Here is a 19,263-nt window from a genome sequence, read left to right on the forward strand (position 1 = left end):
CTGACAGTTGTGAGAGATGCGCCGACGTGTCAAGAGTGGTCACGGGGAGATGATCAAACCCGCATGATGCCAGGCCTATGAAAATCCTGTTCTATTCGCCGCTGAAGTCGCCCAATCATCCGGTTCCGTCCGGAGACAGGTTGATGGCGCGACTTATCGTCAGTGCGCTGACCCGCCTGGGACATGAGGTTACGATCGCTTCCGAGATGCGCAGCTTCATGCGCTCGTCCGAAATGCAGGATGCCTTTGAAGCACATATGGCGGACGCTGCCCGGGAGATCGAACACATCAAGGCGGAGCATTCCGGTTCGTCCGCACCGGACCTCTGGTTCACCTATCATCCCTATTACAAGGCACCCGATCTTCTCGGCCCGGCACTTGCCCGGCATTTCGGCATTCCATTGATCAATGCCGAAGCCTCCTATTCATCACGCCGGAATATCGGGGTGTGGAAGGCATCGCAGGAGATGCTGCTCGACAGCCTTAAAAGCGCTGCGGTCAATCTCTGTTTCACGCGCCGCGACCTTGACGGTTTGCAGGCGGCCATGCCCGATGCAAGGCTGGAACTCATAGCCCCCTTCATCGACAGCGAGCCCTATCTGAAACGTGCACCGAGGCCGGAACCGGGACGGCTCGTGACCGTGGCGATGATGCGGCCGGGCGACAAGCTTTCAAGCTACACGGCGCTGGTCGAAAGCTTGCGCCTCATTCAACATCCGCCATGGACGCTTTCCATCGCCGGCGATGGAGAATGCCGACAGGAGGTGGAGCAGGCTTTTGCAGCATTCGACTCCAAGCGGATAGAATGGCTGGGAGCCTTGTCGGAGCCAGAGATCGCCGACCTGCTTTCACGCGGCTCCATGTTCGTCTGGCCGGGCCACGGGGAGGCCTACGGGCTTGCCTATCTCGAGGCACAGGCTGCCGGTCTTCCGATCGTCGCCGAGGCGATCGCAGGCGTTCCCGAAGTCGTCGAACACGATCGCACAGGGCTGCTGACACCAGCCGGCGACCGAATTGCCTATGCAGAGGCGATCAGCCGTCTTCTATCCGACGATGCGTTCAGGGCTCGGCTGGGGAGAGAAGCAAGGATTTTTGCGACCGAAGACCGGTCGATCGGCGGCGCGGCGGAAAGCCTGCGCCGGATACTTGAAACCCATGTGAGATGACCGGATGAGCCGCAGCCAATTTATCGGCATGCTCGATGCCTATGCCAGAACAGACCGGACTGTGCAGCTGTGGCTGCGTGACGACGATGCCATCGAGCCGACAGAAGCTCTGTCGCGGCTGCTCGGCCTGTCGGAGGGCTGGGATGCGCCGCTGACGATCGCAGCCATTCCCGCCCACGCGACAGCAGCACTGGCCGGGCTTCTGCGACAATTGCCGCTGATATCCGTCGCGGTGCATGGCTGGGATCACCTGAACCACGCACCGACATCGGAAAAGAAACAGGAGCTCGGGCTTCATCGTGGAGAAGCCGTCGTGCTTTCCCGATTGGCGGAGGGGCTGGAGCGGATCAGGGCGCTGTTCGGTGATCGCGCCGTGCCATTGCTGGTGCCGCCATGGAACCGTATCGCGCCTGCGCTTGTCGGCCACCTGACGTCTCTGGGATACGAAGCGCTGTCGGTCTTCGGCCCTGAACGGAAAGAGGCGCCGCTTCGCCTGGTGAACACACATGTCGATATCATCGACTGGAAGGGCACCCGCGGCGGCCGTGCAATGGATATCCTTTACGCTGAAGCCGCAGCACGGCTGGAGGCCAGTGAAACGCTGAAAACGAGCCTCGGGATACTCACGCATCATCTCGTACACGACGAGGCCGCCTGGGATTTTCTGGACGACTTCTTCGACCTGACCGCTAACCATCCGGCCTGCCGATGGGTAGCCGTCCGTGAGCTGATGAATATCCCTTAAAACCTACCAAGGCTTCCAGGCGATAAGCAGCCCGTCCGCATCGGCGGCCAGCGCCTGCACATCGGAAAGCGGTACTCCAGCAGGCACCGACGTCGCGACAAAGCCTGTGCCTGCAAGGTTGACCGGGCCGGACCGGGCGACGACGGTGAAGATCAGCGGGCCGGTCGACCACCATGCAGGCGCATCGCCAAGATCCTCGATCACGGACGACAGCACATCGGATAATCGCGAGAAGACCGGATTGCCTACAGGCGTCGCAATGAACGAATTGGCGAACAGGGTGCTTCCGGCGCCGGTCTTGCGCGGGATCTCTTCGGCAAAAACGGACAAACCCGTCAACGGTAGGAAATCATGAAAGCTGCCCCGGTTACCGGCGGGGAACCAGTCGCAGTCGAGATAGATGCCACCAAGATCGCGCAGGATTATGTAGCGGGCCACATCGACGGCACCAGGAAAGTCGCCTTCATCCAGCATGTGCCGCAATGCCATGTGCCGATCATAACCATTTTCGGCAAGATCGGCTTCGCGCCACAATCTATGCTGATAGCCGTGCGCCACGGCATGTGCTGCCCAGGCGTCAACGGTCGGAGGGACGGGTTTTGAACCAAGCCAGATCTGGTGGATGCAGCGCGGAACGGGCGTACGTGACAGTTCGACCATCACTGCCCGGTCTTCCGGCGAAAAAGTACCGTAATCCGCAAGTCTCTGGGGTGGTGGAACGAGGTGAAACTGGTAACCGATCCTGGCGATCGCATCGCCTTCCGCTTTTGCCAGTTTCAGCATTGCCGACTGCAGCCGCCGCGGCAGGCCGAGCGCCGTCAGTGCATCGGTTTCACCCAGCCCTTCCGAAAGAATATCCTGCAGCAGATCACGAGCCTCCTCGAAGCGACCAGACCCGATCAGCTTCTTCGCCTCGCCAAGCATCCTTTTGTAATCTGGTTCGTTTATCATCGGTAGCGATCCAGCAACCTTCATATGCCATGGACTAAAGTCATCGCTCTGCGCTACGCTGAATTTTGCTCCAGCGTCAATCCGATCAGGTATCCCGACATGAAATCCGACAAAACTAATTTTGCCGTCATGGGAAAAACCGCGATTTTATGGGAGATGACCAAACGAGATTTCCGCATGAGGACAATTGCCTGATGACGACATTGGTGCCCGATCTGTTGCGGATTGAAAATCTCAGCGTCAGCTTCCCCGTCTTCGGCAGCAAAATACAGGCCGTCAGCAATCTGAGCATGCGGATCAGGCCCGGCAAGGTTACCGCGCTGGTCGGGGAGTCAGGGTCGGGGAAATCCGTCATCGGCCGCACGATCATCGGGATCGAAAGCCCGCTCGCGTCGATACAGGGGCGCGTCCTGTTCAACGATCCTGCAACGTCGGAAGGGCCGGTCGATCTGCTGAAGCTGCCGCAGGATGGGCGGCAGATTCGTGCCATTCGCGGCAACAGGATCGGGATGATCTTTCAGGAGCCGATGACGTCGCTGTCGCCGCTTCATACGATCGGCAACCAGATCGATGAAGCGCTGAGAATCCACGACGCATCTTCACCGGCAGAGCAGCGGGAGCGGATTAACGACACGCTGTCTCTCGTCGGGTTCAAGGACCCGGCAAAAGTCCATGGCATGTATCCGTTCGAACTGTCCGGCGGGATGCGCCAACGTGCGATGATCGCCATGGCGCTGGTCTGTCGCCCTGCCCTGCTGATCGCCGACGAGCCGACGACGGCACTCGACGTGACGATCCAGGCTCAAATCCTCAAGCTGCTACGTGATCTGCAATCGCAATTCAACATGGCAATGCTGCTGATCACTCATGACCTCGGCATAGTCACCAACCTTGCCGACGAAGTCGTCGTCGCCTATCGCGGCGAGGTCATGGAAGCCGGCACCGTGGACGATATCTTCCGCCGGCCCATCCACCCCTATCCGAAAGGCCTGATCTCGGCGATCCCGACTTTCGAGATGGAGCGCGGCCAGCGCCTGAAGCCGCTGCGCGAAATCGCCGTCGACACGGCCAGCATGATGGAAACCGGTTATCTCAATTCCGGTGGTTCACGAACCATTCTTTCGGTCAATCACATCAGCAAGACATTCAGAGCCAAAAAGAGAAAACTCGGTAGCCACGAGAGCAATGTGACGCTTGCCGTCGATGACGTGAGTTTCGACATCCGGCGCGGCGAAAGCCTCGGGCTCGTTGGCGAAAGCGGCTGTGGCAAGACCACTCTGAGCAAGATCCTGATGCGCGGGCTCACCGCAGACACGGGGGCCGTCGTCTTCGAAAGCGAAAAGGGTCCGATCGACGTCCTTTCCGCCCAAGGCGAAGAACTGGACATGCTGCGCCAGCGTATTCAGATGGTCTTCCAGGATCCCATCTCGTCGCTGTCACCACGCATGACGATAAGGGAAATCATTGGCGAAGGCCTGGAGATCCATGGCCGCGGGTCGCGCAGTACGCGGCTGGACGCGGTACGGCGGCTGTTGCGGACGATCGGTCTCGACGACAGTGCGCTCAGCCGTTATCCGCATAGTTTTTCGGGAGGTCAGCGGCAGCGCATCGGCATCGCGCGCGCTTTAGCGCTCGGTCCCGAACTGATGATCTGCGACGAGCCGGTATCGGCGCTCGATGTGTCGATCCAGGCGCAGATCCTCAACCTCCTCAAGGATCTCAAGCAGGATCTTGGGCTGACCTACCTGTTCATCTCACATAACCTTGCGGTGGTGAATTACATGGCCGACCGTGTCGCCGTCATGTATGCGGGCCGGATCGTCGAGATCGGCCCCTGCGAGATCATCATGCGCAACCCGACACATCCTTATACGCGGCGGCTGATCGCGGCCGTGCCGATCCCCGATCTCGACCGTCCGCTCAATCTCGATACGCTCGACATTCCGAAAAAGGCGACCCAGAACTGGAACCCGGCCTTCATTCAGGACACGGGCGAGCGGCTGACGCAGGTCGATCTCGGCGGCGGCCATTTCGTTCTGGCCAAACCCCAGTCGACCATCAGGGAACTGCAGCCATGATCAAACGCAGGACCGTACTTGGGTTGATCGCGACCGCACTTGCACCCTTCAACGCGAAGGCTGCGTTTACCGGTTCGGATTACCTGAAGGACGACATCAAGGCCGGCAAATTGCCCGATGTTGCGGAGCGGTTGCCGCGCAATCCGCGCGTCGTCAATCTTGCAGCGAAAAACCGCAAGCCCGGACGTCATGGCGGCGTGGTACGCATGTTGATCGGCGGTCAACGTGACATTCGCCTCATGCCAATCAACAGCTATTCCCGGCTGGTCGGTTACGACGAGCACCTGAACCTTCAGGCAGACATTCTGGAAAGCTTTGCGTCGGAGGGAGACCGCGTCTTCACTTTCACGCTGCGACAGGGCCACAAATGGTCCGACGGTTCACCGCTGACGACGGAGGATTTCCGTTACAGCTGGGACGACGTGATGAACAACAAGGAGCTTCATCGCGGCGGCATTCCCGTCGATCTGAGGGTCAACGGCAAGGGGCCAAGTTTCGAGGTTATAGACGAGCGCACTGTGCGGTACATCTGGGACGAGCCCAATCCGGATTTTCTGGCGCAGCTGGCAAAACCCTCGCCGCTCGTGATCTATATGCCTTCGACCTATCTGAAGCAGTTTCATCCTCGGTATCAGAACCAGGATACGATTGCCGAGCTGTTGAAGAAATACAAGGCGCAGGACTGGACCGATCTGCATCAGCGGATGTCGCGTACCGTGCGGCCCGAAAACCCCGCGCTGCCGACACTCGATCCCTGGTATAACAGCACCAAGCCGCCGGCCGGACAGTTTGTCTTCCTGCGCAATCCTTATTTCCACCGCGTGGACGAGAACGGGCTGCAGCTGCCCTATATCGACAAGATGGTGCTGAATATCAGCTCACCGGATCTTATCGGCGCCAAGGCGGGCTCGGGAGACAGCGACCTGCAATTCGCCAACGTCGATTTCACCGACTACACGTTCCTGAAAGCGGCCGAAAAGCGGTTTCCGATGAAGGTGGACCTGTGGAAGCGGACACAGGGGTCACGCGTGGCACTGGTTCCCAATCTCAACTGCAAGGATGACGGCTGGCGCGCGCTGTTTCAGGATGTGCGGGTCAGGCGGGCGCTGTCGCTGGCGATCGACCGCCAGGAAATCAACAAGGCAGTGTTCTTCGGTCTGGCTCATGAGGCCGGCAACTCGATCCTGCCCGACAGTCCACTGTTCAAACGCGAATACGAGCAGGCCTGGGCAAGCCACGATATCGACATGGCCAACAGGCTTCTGGATGAGGCGGGCCTGACGAAGCGCAACGAGGATGGCGTGCGGCTTCTGCCGGACGGGCGCCCGGCCAAGATCATCATCGAAAGCGCTGGCGAAAGCACGTTTGAGAGCGACGTGCTGGAACTGATCACAGATCACTGGTCGAAGATCGGCATCGCGATTTTCACCCGTGTGTCGCAACGGGAAATATTCCGCAAGCGGGTGATCGGCGGCGAGACGCTGATGTGTGTCTGGATGGGCCTCGACAACGGCGTGCCAACGGCAGAGATGTCACCCAACGAACTGGCCCCGACCTTCGACGACCAGATGCAGTGGCCGGTCTGGGGACTTCACTATCTTTCCGGCGGACGCGACGGCCATCCGCCGGATCTGCCGGAGGCCATCCGGCTTCTGGAGCTGATGAAGCAATGGAAGACAGCCGGGACGCACGACGAACGCGAGGCAATCTGGCATTCCATGCTCACCATTTTTACCCAGAGCGTCTTCACCATCGGCATCATCAACCAGGCGCTCCAGCCGGTCGTCTATTCAACCAAGCTGCGCAACATTCCGGAAAAAGCCCTGTTCGGCTACGACCCGACTTCTTTCCTCGGCGTCTATATGCCCGACACCTTCTGGTACGAGGAGGATCACGTATGATCCGCTACATTCTCTGGCGGATCCTTGTGATGATCCCGACGCTCGTGATGATCTCGATGCTGGTCTTCACCATCATCGAGCTGCCGCCGGGCGATTATTTCGAAAGCTATGTCGCGGAAATGCGGGCGATCGGCGAGCCGGCCGACCTGCAGGAGATCGAGGAACTCAGAGCCCGCTACGGGTTCGACCAGCCGCTGCCGATCCGCTACCTGCATTGGGTCGGCGGCATGATGGTCGGCAACTTCGGCTATTCCTTCGAATACCGCCTGCCCGTCTCGGACGTTGTCGGCGATCGTCTGTGGCTGACCATTCTGGTTTCCGTCGTGACGATCATACTCACCTGGCTGCTTGCCTTCCCGATCGGCATCTATTCCGCGACGCATCAGTACAGCTGGGGCGATTACGGGCTGACCTTGCTTGGCCTGATCGGCCTCGCCGTGCCGAATTTCGTGCTGGCGCTGATCCTGATGTATTTCGCCAATGTGTGGTTCGGCACCTCGATCGGCCATCTGATGGACCAGGAATATCTGAACCAGCCGATGAGCTGGGACAAGGCGAAGTCGATTCTCGAACATCTGTGGATCCCGGTGATCATCATCGGCACCGCGGGTACGGCCGGAATGGTTCGGCGACTGCGTGCAAACCTTCTCGATGAGTTGCGCAAGCAATATGTGATGACGGCGCGGGCGAAGGGCCTTCATCCGTTGAAGGTACTGATGAAATATCCGCTGCGCATGTCGCTGAACTTCTTCATTTCCGACATCGGCTCGATCCTGCCGCAGATCATTTCCGGTGCGGAAATCACGGCCGTCGTGCTGTCGCTGGAGACGACCGGACCGATGCTGATCAAAGCATTGCAGACACAGGACATGTATCTTGCAGGCTCTTTCCTGATGTTTCTCGCCATCCTGACCGTTGTCGGCGTGCTGATTTCCGACATCGCGCTGGCGCTCTTCGACCCCCGCATCCGCCTCTATGGAGGACGGACACGATGAGCATGCAACTGCCACCCGACGGCCAGCCTCTGCCGCATTATGTCTCGCAAGCACCTTTCGACCCTTATGCCTTCGACAAGGTGATCGAGGGCGCGCCGGTCGCCAAACAGGCCTCACAGCTTCGGCTGATGTGGTGGCGTTTCCGGCGACATAAGCTGGCGCTCTTTTCCGGCATATTTCTGCTGATCGCCTATCTGTCGATCATCATCGCAGAATTTCTGGCACCCTATAACCTGCATACGCGCAACATGGATCATATCTATGCACCGCCGCAATCGGTGCATCTGTTCCATGAGGGTCGGTTCGTCGGTCCTTTCGTCTATGGGCAGAGGATGACCCTCGACATGGAAAACCTGCGGCGGGTCTATAGTGACGACCCCAACCAGATCCAGCAGCTGCGCTTCTTCTGCAAGGGCGATTCCTACCAGTTCTGGGGCTTTATCGCCGCTAACCGCCATCTCGTCTGCCCTTCCGAAGGCGGGCAGATGTTTCTGCTCGGAACCGACCGGCTCGGCCGCGACGTGCTTTCGCGCATCGTCTACGGAGCGCGTATTTCTCTCACGATCGGCCTTCTTGGCATCACCACCAGCTTCATCCTCGGTATCCTGATCGGCGGCCTTGCGGGCTATTGGGGCGGCAAATTCGACCTGGTGGTGCAGCGTATCATCGAGGTGCTGCAGTCGATCCCGAGCATTCCGCTCTGGCTTGCACTCGCCGCTGTCATGCCGGTCGACTGGAGCCCTTTCGTCATCTATCTCGGCATAACCTTCATTCTGGGGCTCTTGGACTGGACCGGGCTTGCGCGCGCCGTGCGGTCAAAGCTGCTTTCCTTGCGAGAGGAAGACTATGTGATGGCAGCTCAAATGATGGGCGCCAATCACTGGCGCGTCATCGGCCGGCATCTCATTCCCGGCTTCATGTCGCATCTGATCGCCAGCGCGACGCTGACGATTCCCGGTATGATCCTCGGTGAGACGACACTGAGCTTTCTCGGCCTGGGCCTGAGGCCACCGGTGACGAGCTGGGGCGTACTGCTGACGGAGGCACGTACGGTCAACGTGGTGGCGCTTTATCCATGGCTGCTGATCCCGGTCATTCCGGTCATTCTCGTCATTCTCGCGTTCAACTTTCTTGGAGACGGTCTGCGCGACGCGGCCGACCCCTATCACTGATCTTGCGCGTGCAGGGACAGGCGGATAGTGGTTTTGCCGGTCGATCATCACACAAGGCATCGGCCGGCAAAGACCGCATAGGATCGACTTTGAACATACCGAAAAAGATGGTCGTGCTCTTGAAGGGCTATCCGCGCCTGTCGGAGACCTTCATCGCCCAGGAATTGCGCGGCCTTGAACTCGCCGGCTTCAAACTCGAATTGATGTCGATGCGCCGGCCGACCGACAAGAAACGGCATCCGGTGCATGACGAGATCGAAGCACCCGTCCACTACTTGCCGGAATATCTGCACGAAGAGCCGCTCAGGGTCGCCAAGGCGTTTTTCCATTGGCTCGGCAAGCCATCCTTTCGTGCAACTGCCAGAGCATTTCTGAAAGACCTGCCACGCGACATCAGCCGCAACCGTTTCCGCCGCTTCGGGCAGGCGCTGGTGCTTGCCTGCGAATGGCCGGACGGTGCGGACTGGCTGCACGTGCATTTCATCCACACACCCGCATCGGTGGGCCGGTATGCGGCACAGCTGCTCGGCATACCCTTTACTGTGTCCGCCCACGCCAAGGACATCTGGACAAGCCCGGACTGGGAACTCTCCGACAAGCTCGACGACGCCCGCTGGACGGTGACCTGTACCCGCGGCGGAGCAGACCACCTGCGCACGCTTTCCGGCCATCCGGACAAGGTGCATCTGAGCTATCATGGTCTGAATCTGAGCCGTTTTCCCTCTCCGGCCAGGGCCCCTGCAACCCGTGACGGTTCCGACCCGAACGACCCGATCGCCATTCTCGCCGTCGGACGCGCCGTGCCGAAGAAGGGTTTCGATATCCTTCTGAGGGCATTGGCACTGCTTCCCGCCAATCTTCACTGGACATTCGATCATGTCGGCGGTGGTGACGAACTCCAGACCCTGAAGCCCCTTGCGGAAGAGCTTGGGCTTGCCGGTCGCGTCAGCTGGCACGGTGCCATGTCGCAACAGGAAGTGCTGCAGCGTTATGGCAAGGCGGATATCTTCGCCCTGCCCTGTCGCATCGGCAAGGATGGCGACCGCGACGGATTGCCGAACGTTCTGGTCGAGGCTGCCAGCCAGCGCATTCTCTGCATCTCCACGACAATCTCCGGCATTCCGGAACTGTTCGTCGATCGGGAGAACGGCCTGCTTGTCGAGCCGGAAGATCCACGGGCTCTGGCTGCGGCAATCGAAAGCGCGATCCGTAATCCATGGGAGCGCGACCGGATGGCCGGAAATGCCGAAGCCAAGGTCCGCGGTCACTTCGACCACAAGACCAGCATTTCGGATCTCGAAAGATTGTTCTCATCAGCCTATTCGACAGCCGCAATCGAGGAGCGTTCGCAGTCATGAGTTCACCGCGCGCGCTCTTCTATGTCCAGCATCTGCTCGGGATCGGCCATATCGCCCGGGCAAGCCTGGTTGCCTCCGCTCTTGCGGAAGATGGTTTCGATGTGACGATGGTCACCGGCGGGCTACCCGTGCCCGGTTTTCCCGGCCCCGGTATAAGGCATGTCCGTCTCATGCCCGAAGTCACATCCCGCGAGGGCTTTTCGGGGTTGCAGGATATCAACGGAACGGTGCTCGATGCGGACGGCGAGCGTCAGCGCATGGAACAGTTGCTGACGGTGCTCGGCGAAACCAGACCGGATATCGTCATCACCGAAGCATTCCCGTTCGGTCGCCGGCAGATGCGCTTCGAGCTATTGCCCTTTCTCGATGCGATCAAGGCAATGCGGCCGAAGCCACTGCTCTTCGCCTCTATCCGCGACATCCTGCAGGTGAACAAGAAGCTGGGCCGCGACGAGGAAACCGTGGCGCTGGTAAGGGAGCATTTCCACCGGGTTCTCGTGCATGGCGACCGCAGCCTGACGCGGATCGAAGACACGTTTCCGCTTGCGGGCGAGATCGAGGATAAGATCCTCTATACCGGCCTCGTCGCACCCGATGCGCCGGTTCCCTCGCCCGAAAAATACAGGGTGGTCGTGTCGGCCGGCGGCGGAGCGGTGGGACAGAAGCTGCTGAATGCCGCCGTTGATGCCCGCAAGCTGCTCGGGACGCCCGGCCGCTGGTGCGTGATCACCGGCCCGAACCTCGATGCAGCCAGCTTCGACGCTCTCGCGTCGCAGGGTGGCGCAGACATGGATGTCTTCCGCTTCAGGAGCGATTTCCGGCAATTGCTCGGCAGTGCCGATCTGTCGATCTCACAGGCCGGCTACAATACCGTGTGCGACGTTCTGAGGGCTGGCTGTGCGTCGCTTCTCGTTCCCTTCGCTGCTGGCGGCGAGACGGAACAGACCGCGCGTGCCGTGAAGCTCCAGGAACTTGGGCTGGCGCAGTATATCGAAGAGGCTGCTATCACACCGGAAGCGGTGGCCGCCGGCATCGAGACCGCACTTGCGCAACGTGGCAGGGCTCATCCTGACTTGAACATGGATGGTGCGCATGAAACGGCGCGGCTGCTTCGCGAAGAACTCAGCCACGCAGGCTGAAATCAGCTCTCGACGATAGAAAGATAATCGGTGCGCTGCCCTTCCAGCCATTCCTGTACGATGGCGGAAAGATTGGGCAGACCCTCGAGGCGATAGTCCGGCGCCGTGACGGAGGGAGGATCGCGAAGCAGCAGCTCCTTGATTGCTGCTGACAGCCTCAAGCCGTCTGACGACTGGTCGGGATGCAGCATTGCGACAAGCCCCAGCTCGGTCGCCCGCATTGCGCGGATCAACTGCTCCTGCCGCGGCACCGTACGCGGAATAATCAGCGCTGGCTTGTCGAAAGACAGGATCTCGCAATAGGTGTTGTAGCCGCCCATGGCGACGATCGCCCGCGCATTGGCGATCAGGTCTTCCATGCGGTTGTCGAACTCGATGACCTCGAGACAGTCATGCGATGCAGCCGCCTGTTTGAGCATATCGCGCTGCTCACCGGGCATGTAAGGTCCAAGCACGATCAACGCTTTTTCGGTCAGGCTCGGATCGGACTGATAGGCGTTGACCACATCCCGGACGAGTTCATACCCATCACCGCCGCCGCCGGTCGTCACCAGAATATAGTCGCCTCTCTGTTTCGGAAGAGACGTTGCACGGCTGGTCCATGCCTTGCGCTGCAGGAAGCCGACAAAGGTCATCTTGCGACGGAGCGATGGCGGCACGTCCAGACCGGTGAGGGGATCGTGGAAATCGGGAGGACCGTAGACCCAGACGTGATCGTAAAGCTGGTCGATCTTGGCCATCACGTCGTTACGACGCCATTCGGCATCCAGGAGATGCGGCGCATCCATGACGTCGCGCAAGCCGAGCACCAGCAGTGTGCCGCGGCTCTTCAGATAGACAAGCGTATCTTCCACTTCGCGTCGGAGCCCCAGTGGCTCCTTATCGACGATAAAAATGTCCGGCTGGAAGGATTCCGCCGTCTGGCGAATGATCGCCTGGCGCATTTCCAACGTCTCTTCCAGATTGATGTGTTCGTCCATCGACGTGTAATCGCCGTTGCGCAACTTGATGACGCTCGGGATCTTCACATAATCGACGCGCGACCGGTAATCGAAGGCCCCGGCGATGGTCGCGCCGGAAATGATCAAAACATGCGCACCCTGGAAGGTTTCAACCAGATGGTTGGCGATCGTCATGCAGCGGCGAATATGGCCAAGCCCGAACGTGTCGTGGCTATACATGAGGATGCGGGCATCCTTAAAACCCTGTGACATGCCCTTGACCTTCGGTAACATCTGATCTGTGTTTCGCGGCAACATAAAGTCTTTCAAAAGCGAATCCAAGTCGGACAAAATAGCAGCTGACCTGATCTCTCCGGTCCTGTCCTGGATGATATGCGCTTCGAATTGGGGTGCGAACGCATGGCGCGCAAGCCTCTTCCTGGAGACGTGATGACATCGTTATCCGGGAACGCACTTTCCGTCTGCGCTCAATCGATTTCGGATCGGTGCTCCACATACCAGCGGACAAAGGCGCCGACACCTTCTTCAAGTCCCGTTTCGGGCTTGCGTCCCGTCAGCGCCAGCAGCAGATCCGGGCTGGCGAAGGTGCGCGGCACATCGCCCTTCTGCATCGGAAGCATCTTGCGCCTTGCCGGCTTGCCCATGGTCTTTTCAATGACCTCGACGAAATCGAGCAGGCCGACCGGCTGGCCGCCGCCGAGGTTAACGGTGCGGAATGGACCCTCGGCCGACAGTGTATCGACATCCGCGACGCGGTTCGATTCAGCGGGAGGGACCTTCGACAGATCGATAATCGAATCGACAAGATCATCGATATACGTGAAGTCCCGGCTCATCCTGCCTTCGCCGTAGATCTCGATTTCCTGATCGTCGAGCATTGCCTTGACGAATTTGAAGAGCGCCATATCCGGCCGGCCCCAAGGCCCATAGACCGTGAAGAAGCGGAAGGCCGTCGTCGGAACCTTGTAGAGATGGGCATAGCTGTGCGCCATCACTTCCATGGCCTTCTTGCTGGCCGCGTAGAAAGTCAGCGGCTCGTCGGCCTTGTCGGTCTCCCGGAAAGGAATGCCCGGATTGGCTCCGTAGACGGACGAAGTCGACGCCAGCATCAGATGCCCGACGCCGATCTCTCGTGCGATTTCGAGGATATTCCACGAGCCGATGAGGTTGGAGTCGAGATAGGCTTTCGGATTTTCGAGGCTGTAGCGCACGCCTGCCTGTGCCGCCAGATGAACGATGACGTCCGGCTTGAAGCTTTTGACCGTCTCCTGAAGCAGAGACTTGTCCTCCAGCATGCCCTGGACGAAACGGAAGTACGGGAACTGCGTGAGCCCGGCATTGCGGGCCTCTTTCAGGCGAAGGCTGTAATAGGGCGTCATGCCATCGAAACCGACAACCTCATGGCCATCCTGCAGCAGCTTGCGCGCCAGATGAAATCCGATGAAACCCGCCGTACCCGTAATGAAAAACCGCATGTCCGCTTCCGCCGTTGATGGGGATCACTTACCCAATCGGAGGCGTTGAAGCAACGAGCCGCTAGTGGAAAAGCCTCAGTCGAGCCGGCGGAATGCCGGGCTTGCCGTTCTTGCGGTCAACGGCAAACTGGATGAGATCCATCGAAGCCTGGTCGGTCAGCGGCTTGGCCATGACGCCGACGACGCCGTTGACGCCAGAAGCCACGACACCCGGATTTCCGGTGATCATGATGACGACGATGCCGTATTCCGCCAGTACCCTTGCGATCTCGGGTCCGGTCTCGCCATCTGCAAGTCGGACGTCGACGAAGGCAATATCCGTGTCTCTGGTGTAATTGAGCGCCACCTTCATATCCGGGGCGATGCCGACGACATCATGACCACTGCGCTGAACGGCTTCCTCGATATCCATGGCGACGAGTAGGCTGTCTTCGACAATCAGAAAGCGATATTCCACAGGCATTTCTCCGATCACTCAACCGGCAAATAGTCGGCGATCGCCGCTTGGCAATAGGCGTTGTACCGATCGCGACCATTTTTCCGCCTGTGGTTAAGTCTTTGAACGTCGCTGATTTTGCGCTCGAAGGCCGTGATCGAAGATCGAACGGGAACCGGCGAAGGAGCCCTTAAACGCTCCCTAAATATTTCACTGCAGGCGTAAAGGTGAGGAGGAGAGCGGAACAGTTTGATCGATCCAGGTGTTCTTGGCCGGAAATCAAATGAGGAGAAGAACCATGAAAAAGATCATTCTTGCTTCCTGCGCAATCTTCGCAGCGACACTTACGGGCCAAGCCTATGCACAACAGGGCACGGTTACCGGCGCCGCCGGCGGTGCCGTAACCGGAGCGGTCGTCGGCGGCCCGGTCGGTGCGGTCGTCGGTGGTGTGGTAGGCGCAATCGCAGGCACGGCAATCGACCCGCCACCACGCGAAGTCGTCACCTATGTCCAGCAGCAGCCTGCACCGGCTACCGCGGTAATCGTGGAACAGCCGATCGTCGTCGGCAAGCCGGTTCCCGATACCGTTGTGCTGACGCCCGTGCCGAGCAACACCAAATATTCCTACACGGTCGTCAACAATCAGCGTGTGATCGTTGATCCGCAGACCCACACGGTGGTGCAGGTCATCGAGTAATATCCCAACCGGGAGTATGAGCCCCGCCGTCGTGGCGGGGCTTATCATTCATGACGGACAACCGAAAACTCAGACCACCAGTGTCTGGTCGATGCGATCTTCCTCGCCAAAAAGGCGAATGTAGCGCTGCACTTCCTTTGCATCACCGGTCGCCTTCTGGGGATTGTCGGAAAGCTTGACGGCCGGGCGGCCATTGGCTTCGGTGACCTTGCAGACGACCGAAATCGGCTTCAGCCCATCGTTTTCCGTCGGCGCACAACCGGCGAAATCGTTGGTAAGGTTGGTGCCCCAGCCGAAGCTCATCCTTACCTGTCCTTCGAAATGCTTGTAGGTGTCGATAATGGCCCCGACATCGAGGCCGTCGGAAAAGATCAGCAGCTTTTCCTTGGGATCGCGGCCCATCTTCCGCCACCAGTCGATAATCTTCTGGCCACCTTCGATCGGCGGAGCGCTGTCGGGGCGGAAACCGGTCCAGTCCGCCACCCAGTCCGGCGCGTCCCGCAGGAACGAAGCCGTGCCGAAGGCATCCGGCAGAACAATCAACAGGTTGCCGTGATAAAGCCGGTTCCAGTCCTTCAGGACCTGATAGGGGGCGTTGCGCAACTCGTCATCGTTCTGCGCCAGCGCGGCGGCGACCATTGGAAGCTCGTGCGCATTGGTGCCAACGGCTTCGAGATCGCTGTCCATAGCCAGCAATACGTTGCTGGTGCCGGTAAAGCCGCTGCCGATCCCTTCCTTCAACGCCTCGACGCACCAGCGCTGCCAGAGGAAGCTGTGGCGGCGACGGGTGCCGAAATCCGAAATCCTCAAACCCGGCAAGGCCCGAAGTCGTTCGACCTTTTCCCACATCCGGGCCTTGGCGCGGGCATACAGTATATCGAGCGTGAAATAGCCGAACGAGCGCATAACCGAGCGGGAGCGCATCTCGTTGATGATCGCGAGCGCCGGAATCTCCCACATCGTGGTGTCCATCCACTTGCCGTGGAAATTCAGCTCGTATTGCCCATCACGCTTGGACAATTCGTATTCCGGCAGTTTGTAGGTGGAAAGCCAGGTCAGGAATTCGGGCTCGAAAATCTGATTGCGGCCATAAAAAGTATTACCCGCCAACCAGATCATCTCCTTTTTGGAGAGTCCTACGGTGCGGGCATGATCGAGCTGTTCACGCAAAGCCCCTTCATCTATCTCCTCGGCCAGCTTGACGCTGGTCGTGCGATTGATGACGGAGAAGGTTGCATCGACATCTGGATAGAGTTTCCAGATCATCTGCAGCATCAGCAGCTTATAAAAGTCGGTGTCGATCAGACTGCGGATGATCGGATCGAGTTTCCAGGTGTGGTTATAAACCCTGGTCGCGATATCGGTCTTGGTCATTCCTGCCCCTGTCCCGGTCGCATGTGACTGGTCGGCCTAAGTCGCTCAAGAGGCAAGCCATCCCCACCTCCCGGCAGCTTTATCGGGAAAAAAATCGATTAAGTCCAGACACAGTTGGTCTGTCGCGGTACGGCGGCCGGCATGTGGTCCTGCCGGTCCGTGCAGAAAACGAGGGTCCGGCAGATCTTGTTCCCCCGGAACCGCTCGTGGCTGTCAGTAACCCGTCGCCCTGTCTACGACGTGCTGCAATGGCTCGCCCTTTTCGAAACGCTCCATCTGGACTTCCGCGTTGCGCAACAGCGCCCGGACATCCGACGCGGAGGCCGCATGCGGTGTGACGATGACATTGTCCATGGACCAGAAAGGGCTGTCGGACGACAAAGGCTCACGTTCGAAGACATCGAGCGATGCTCCGCCGAGGGTACCACTTTCAAGAGCGGAAATCAGATCCTTTTCCACCTGACTGCCGCCTCGCCCGGCATTGATGAAAACGGGTGTTCCAAGCGCACCGCCCTGACGAAGCTTCGAGAAAAGCGAGGCATTGAAGATGCCGCGGGTCTCATCCGTGAGTGGCAGCAGCCCGACAAGGATATCGGTGCGTGCCAGAAAGGCATCAAGTTCGGTGGCATCGTAGGTCTCGATGCTCTCAACGGTCTTGGCGGTCCGCGACCAGCCGATGACGTTGAAGCCCATGATCTTCAGCTTGCGGGCGGAGTCCTGCCCGAGCACGCCAAGTCCCATCACGCCGACCGTCAGCTCTCTTGCTTCCGGCTGGGAAATCTCGCGCCACGTGCGCGATCGTTGCTGGACGAGATAGGCCGGTACCTGGCGCAGATGGCTGAGGCACTGGAGCACGACCCATTCGCTCATGCGGGTGGTCAGGCTCTGATCGACAAAACGAACGATCGGGATATCCGGCAAGCCGGGAGTGGCGAGGATCGAATCGACACCGGCCCCACCCGAAAACAGTATCTTCAGGTTCGGGGCGCGTTGGAATAGGTCCGGGTCGGGCTTCCAGAGAAATGCATAGCTTGCACTAGAAAGATCGGTCGATTTGTCGGAGGCATGCAGGACCTGACGTCCGGCAAGAGATCCGGCCAACGCCTGATCCACGTCACGACGTTCGAATTTCAGGTCAATGATGACCGCACCCTTATCCGACAATTGCATTTTTCCTTTTTTGGTTATTGACCGACGGCATCGTTTTCGACGGCTTCCATCTTGAAGGCGGCCGCCATCAGAGCCTTCGTATAATCCTCTTTCGGCGCCCGAAAGATTTCTTCCGATGGTCCTTCTTCGACAACCTTGCCCATGCGCATGACAATGACGTGGTTGGCGAGCGCCTTCACCACCTTCAGGTCATGGCTGATGAAGAGGTAGGCGAGATCGTGCCTGGCCTGCAGATCACGCAGGAGATCGACGACCTGCGCCTGCACGGTCATGTCGAGTGCCGATGTCGGCTCGTCGAGCATGACGAAACGTGGCTTCAGCACCATGGCGCGGGCGATCGCGATACGCTGCCGCTGGCCGCCGGAAAATTCGTGCGGATACCGCCAGCGGGTTTCGGGATCGAGGCCCACTTCCTCCAAGGCCCAGGCAACACGCTGATCGCGCTCGTCGGCGGAAAGGGAGCGCTCGTGAACCTTCAAGCCTTCTGCGATGATTTCACCTACCGGCATGCGGGGGCTGAGCGAACCGAAGGGATCCTGGAACACCACCTGCAGGCGGCTGCGGTAAGGCAACATCTGCTTGAAGGAGTGACCGTTGATGGCATCACCGATAAAGACGATGCGCCCCTCCGATGCAATCAGGCGCGCCAGCGCGAGGCCGAGCGTGGTTTTGCCCGAGCCGGATTCTCCGACGATGCCGAGTGTTTCGCCCGCCCGAAGCGTCAGATCCACGCCATCGACCGCCTTCACGTGATCGACCACCTTGCGCATGAAACCGGCCTTGATCGGGAACCAGACGCGCAGATCCTTCGCTTCCATCACGACCGGACGCGCCGGATCGGCAACCGGCGGTTCGCCCCTTGGTTCGGAGGCGAGGAGGTGCTGCGTATAGGGATGCTGCGGTCGCTTGAAAACCTCGGCGACCGTGCCCTCCTCGACAATTTTGCCCTTGGTCATGACGCAGACCCGGTCGGCAAATTTGCGGACGATGCCGAGATCATGGGTGATGAACAGCATGGACATGCCGTGATCGCCCTTCAGCGAGCGCAGCAATTCGAGGATCTGCGCCTGCACCGTCACATCGAGCGCCGTGGTCGGCTCGTCGGCGATCAGAAGTTTCGGTCGGTTGGCAAGCGCCATCGCAATCATCACGCGCTGGCGCTGGCCGCCGGACAGCTCGTGCGGATATGCCGTCAGGCGCTTTTCCGGCTCGCGGATACCGACCTGATTGAGCAGTTCCAGTATGCGGATGCGGGCGGCGCTGCCGGTTAACGCCTGGTGCATTTCGAGGATCTCACCGATCTGCCTCTCGATCGAGTGAAGCGGATTGAGCGAGGTCATCGGCTCTTGGAAGATCATCGTGATGTCGTTACCGCGGACACGCCGCAACTCCGGCTCGGATGTTTTCAGCAGATCCTTGCCGTCAAAGAGGATCTCACCCGATGGATGACTTGCGGCCGGATAGGGCAGAAGTTTCAGCACCGAATTCGCCGTAACCGATTTGCCCGAACCGGATTCGCCGACCAGGGCGACCACTTCGCCCGGCCGGATATCGAAGGAGACATGATCGACGGCAAGCGTTTCCGCATCCCCCTGATGGAAGGCGACGGACAGGTTCCGGACGGAGAGAAGAGCATCTGTCATC

Annotated in this window: 16 protein-coding genes; 9 read left to right on the forward strand and 7 right to left on the reverse strand. The window is 59.4% G+C overall.

Annotation, left to right across the window (positions count from 1 at the left end; genetic code table 11):
- Window positions 1–77 precede the first annotated feature (77 nt).
- Both FHP24_RS09950 and FHP24_RS09955 read left to right on the forward strand, forming a co-directional pair.
- Window positions 78–1,166: a glycosyltransferase family 4 protein gene (locus FHP24_RS09950; RefSeq protein ID WP_139675890.1), complete on the forward strand. Its 1,089-nt coding sequence runs from the start codon at window positions 78–80 to the stop codon at window positions 1,164–1,166.
- Window positions 1,167–1,170: 4 nt separating this feature from the next.
- Complete coding sequence (locus tag FHP24_RS09955; RefSeq protein ID WP_139675891.1) at window positions 1,171–1,911, forward strand: polysaccharide deacetylase family protein; 741 nt, start codon at window positions 1,171–1,173, stop codon at window positions 1,909–1,911.
- Between the two features lie 3 nt (window positions 1,912–1,914).
- On the opposite strand, the gene FHP24_RS09960 is transcribed toward FHP24_RS09955, so the two are convergent.
- Window positions 1,915–2,862, reverse strand: a complete 948-nt coding sequence (locus FHP24_RS09960; RefSeq protein ID WP_139675892.1) for a glycosyltransferase — start codon at window positions 2,860–2,862, stop codon at window positions 1,915–1,917.
- A 194-nt stretch (window positions 2,863–3,056) separates the two neighbouring features.
- Between FHP24_RS09960 and FHP24_RS09965 the strand changes: the two genes are divergently transcribed.
- From FHP24_RS09965 to FHP24_RS09990, 6 genes are all read left to right on the forward strand, one after another.
- Window positions 3,057–4,940: an ABC transporter ATP-binding protein gene (locus FHP24_RS09965; protein ID WP_139675893.1), complete on the forward strand. Its 1,884-nt coding sequence runs from the start codon at window positions 3,057–3,059 to the stop codon at window positions 4,938–4,940.
- Complete coding sequence (locus FHP24_RS09970) at window positions 4,937–6,841, forward strand: ABC transporter substrate-binding protein (RefSeq protein WP_139675894.1); 1,905 nt, start codon at window positions 4,937–4,939, stop codon at window positions 6,839–6,841. Before FHP24_RS09965 ends, FHP24_RS09970 begins: the two co-directional genes overlap by 4 nt.
- Window positions 6,838–7,836 (forward strand): ABC transporter permease, encoded by a 999-nt coding sequence (locus tag FHP24_RS09975; protein WP_139675895.1) that lies wholly within the window; start codon window positions 6,838–6,840, stop codon window positions 7,834–7,836. The genes FHP24_RS09970 and FHP24_RS09975 overlap by 4 nt, the downstream gene beginning before the upstream one ends.
- Window positions 7,833–9,008 carry an ABC transporter permease gene (locus FHP24_RS09980; RefSeq protein WP_139675896.1) on the forward strand — a complete coding sequence of 392 codons (1,176 nt, stop codon included), beginning with the start codon at window positions 7,833–7,835 and terminating at the stop codon, window positions 9,006–9,008. Before FHP24_RS09975 ends, FHP24_RS09980 begins: the two co-directional genes overlap by 4 nt.
- A gap of 107 nt (window positions 9,009–9,115) precedes the next feature.
- Window positions 9,116–10,366: a glycosyltransferase family 4 protein gene (locus tag FHP24_RS09985; RefSeq protein WP_139676211.1), complete on the forward strand. Its 1,251-nt coding sequence runs from the start codon at window positions 9,116–9,118 to the stop codon at window positions 10,364–10,366.
- A complete protein-coding gene (locus FHP24_RS09990; RefSeq protein WP_139675897.1) occupies window positions 10,363–11,505 on the forward strand; it encodes a glycosyltransferase family protein in 1,143 nt (380 codons plus the stop codon). The genes FHP24_RS09985 and FHP24_RS09990 overlap by 4 nt, the downstream gene beginning before the upstream one ends.
- 2 nt (window positions 11,506–11,507) lie before the next feature.
- Here FHP24_RS09990 and FHP24_RS09995 read toward each other — a convergent pair whose 3' ends face one another.
- The 3 genes from FHP24_RS09995 to FHP24_RS10005 all read right to left on the reverse strand — a co-directional run bounded on the left by FHP24_RS09995 (window position 11,508) and on the right by FHP24_RS10005 (window position 14,399).
- Complete coding sequence (locus tag FHP24_RS09995) at window positions 11,508–12,719, reverse strand: glycosyltransferase family protein (protein ID WP_139675898.1); 1,212 nt, start codon at window positions 12,717–12,719, stop codon at window positions 11,508–11,510.
- Window positions 12,720–12,934: 215 nt separating this feature from the next.
- Window positions 12,935–13,942 carry an NAD-dependent epimerase/dehydratase family protein gene (locus tag FHP24_RS10000; protein WP_139675899.1) on the reverse strand — a complete coding sequence of 336 codons (1,008 nt, stop codon included), beginning with the start codon at window positions 13,940–13,942 and terminating at the stop codon, window positions 12,935–12,937.
- A gap of 61 nt (window positions 13,943–14,003) precedes the next feature.
- A complete protein-coding gene (locus tag FHP24_RS10005) occupies window positions 14,004–14,399 on the reverse strand; it encodes a response regulator (protein ID WP_162713748.1) in 396 nt (131 codons plus the stop codon).
- Between the two features lie 277 nt (window positions 14,400–14,676).
- Between FHP24_RS10005 and FHP24_RS10010 the strand changes: the two genes are divergently transcribed.
- A complete protein-coding gene (locus FHP24_RS10010; protein ID WP_139675901.1) occupies window positions 14,677–15,075 on the forward strand; it encodes a DUF1236 domain-containing protein in 399 nt (132 codons plus the stop codon).
- 69 nt (window positions 15,076–15,144) lie between these two features.
- Here the strand turns inward: FHP24_RS10010 and pncB are convergent, their stop codons facing one another.
- The 3 genes from pncB to FHP24_RS10025 form a co-directional block, all read right to left on the reverse strand.
- Window positions 15,145–16,449, reverse strand: coding sequence for a nicotinate phosphoribosyltransferase (gene pncB / locus FHP24_RS10015; protein WP_139675902.1), 1,305 nt, complete (start codon window positions 16,447–16,449; stop codon window positions 15,145–15,147).
- Between the two features lie 213 nt (window positions 16,450–16,662).
- On the reverse strand, window positions 16,663–17,613 hold the full coding sequence (locus FHP24_RS10020; RefSeq protein ID WP_246091646.1) for a 2-hydroxyacid dehydrogenase: 951 nt from the start codon (window positions 17,611–17,613) through the stop codon (window positions 16,663–16,665).
- Between the two features lie 20 nt (window positions 17,614–17,633).
- The gene (locus FHP24_RS10025; RefSeq protein WP_139676212.1) at window positions 17,634–19,262 is read right to left on the reverse strand and encodes an ABC transporter ATP-binding protein; all 1,629 of its coding nucleotides are present in this window, start codon (window positions 19,260–19,262) and stop codon (window positions 17,634–17,636) included.
- Window position 19,263 lies beyond the last annotated feature (1 nt).

The organism is Aliirhizobium smilacinae (assembly GCF_006335145.1).
GTDB classification, from domain to species: Bacteria; Pseudomonadota; Alphaproteobacteria; order Rhizobiales; family Rhizobiaceae; genus Neorhizobium; species Neorhizobium smilacinae.

Bases quoted from the DNA above. Each gene is read 5' to 3' on its own strand.
- FHP24_RS09950 (WP_139675890.1), top strand. From the start codon at position 78: ATGAAAATCCTGTTCTATTCGCCGCTGAAGTCGCCCAATCATCCGGTT.
- FHP24_RS09955 (WP_139675891.1), top strand. From the start codon at position 1,171: ATGAGCCGCAGCCAATTTATCGGCATGCTCGATGCCTATGCCAGAACA.
- FHP24_RS09960 (WP_139675892.1), bottom strand. From the start codon at position 2,862: ATGATAAACGAACCAGATTACAAAAGGATGCTTGGCGAGGCGAAGAAG.
- FHP24_RS09965 (WP_139675893.1), top strand. From the start codon at position 3,057: ATGACGACATTGGTGCCCGATCTGTTGCGGATTGAAAATCTCAGCGTC.
- FHP24_RS09970 (WP_139675894.1), top strand. From the start codon at position 4,937: ATGATCAAACGCAGGACCGTACTTGGGTTGATCGCGACCGCACTTGCA.
- FHP24_RS09975 (WP_139675895.1), top strand. From the start codon at position 6,838: ATGATCCGCTACATTCTCTGGCGGATCCTTGTGATGATCCCGACGCTC.
- FHP24_RS09980 (WP_139675896.1), top strand. From the start codon at position 7,833: ATGAGCATGCAACTGCCACCCGACGGCCAGCCTCTGCCGCATTATGTC.
- FHP24_RS09985 (WP_139676211.1), top strand. From the start codon at position 9,116: ATGGTCGTGCTCTTGAAGGGCTATCCGCGCCTGTCGGAGACCTTCATC.
- FHP24_RS09990 (WP_139675897.1), top strand. From the start codon at position 10,363: ATGAGTTCACCGCGCGCGCTCTTCTATGTCCAGCATCTGCTCGGGATC.
- FHP24_RS09995 (WP_139675898.1), bottom strand. From the start codon at position 12,719: ATGTCACAGGGTTTTAAGGATGCCCGCATCCTCATGTATAGCCACGAC.
- FHP24_RS10000 (WP_139675899.1), bottom strand. From the start codon at position 13,942: ATGCGGTTTTTCATTACGGGTACGGCGGGTTTCATCGGATTTCATCTG.
- FHP24_RS10010 (WP_139675901.1), top strand. From the start codon at position 14,677: ATGAAAAAGATCATTCTTGCTTCCTGCGCAATCTTCGCAGCGACACTT.
- pncB (WP_139675902.1), bottom strand. From the start codon at position 16,449: ATGACCAAGACCGATATCGCGACCAGGGTTTATAACCACACCTGGAAA.
- FHP24_RS10025 (WP_139676212.1), bottom strand. From the start codon at position 19,262: ATGACAGATGCTCTTCTCTCCGTCCGGAACCTGTCCGTCGCCTTCCAT.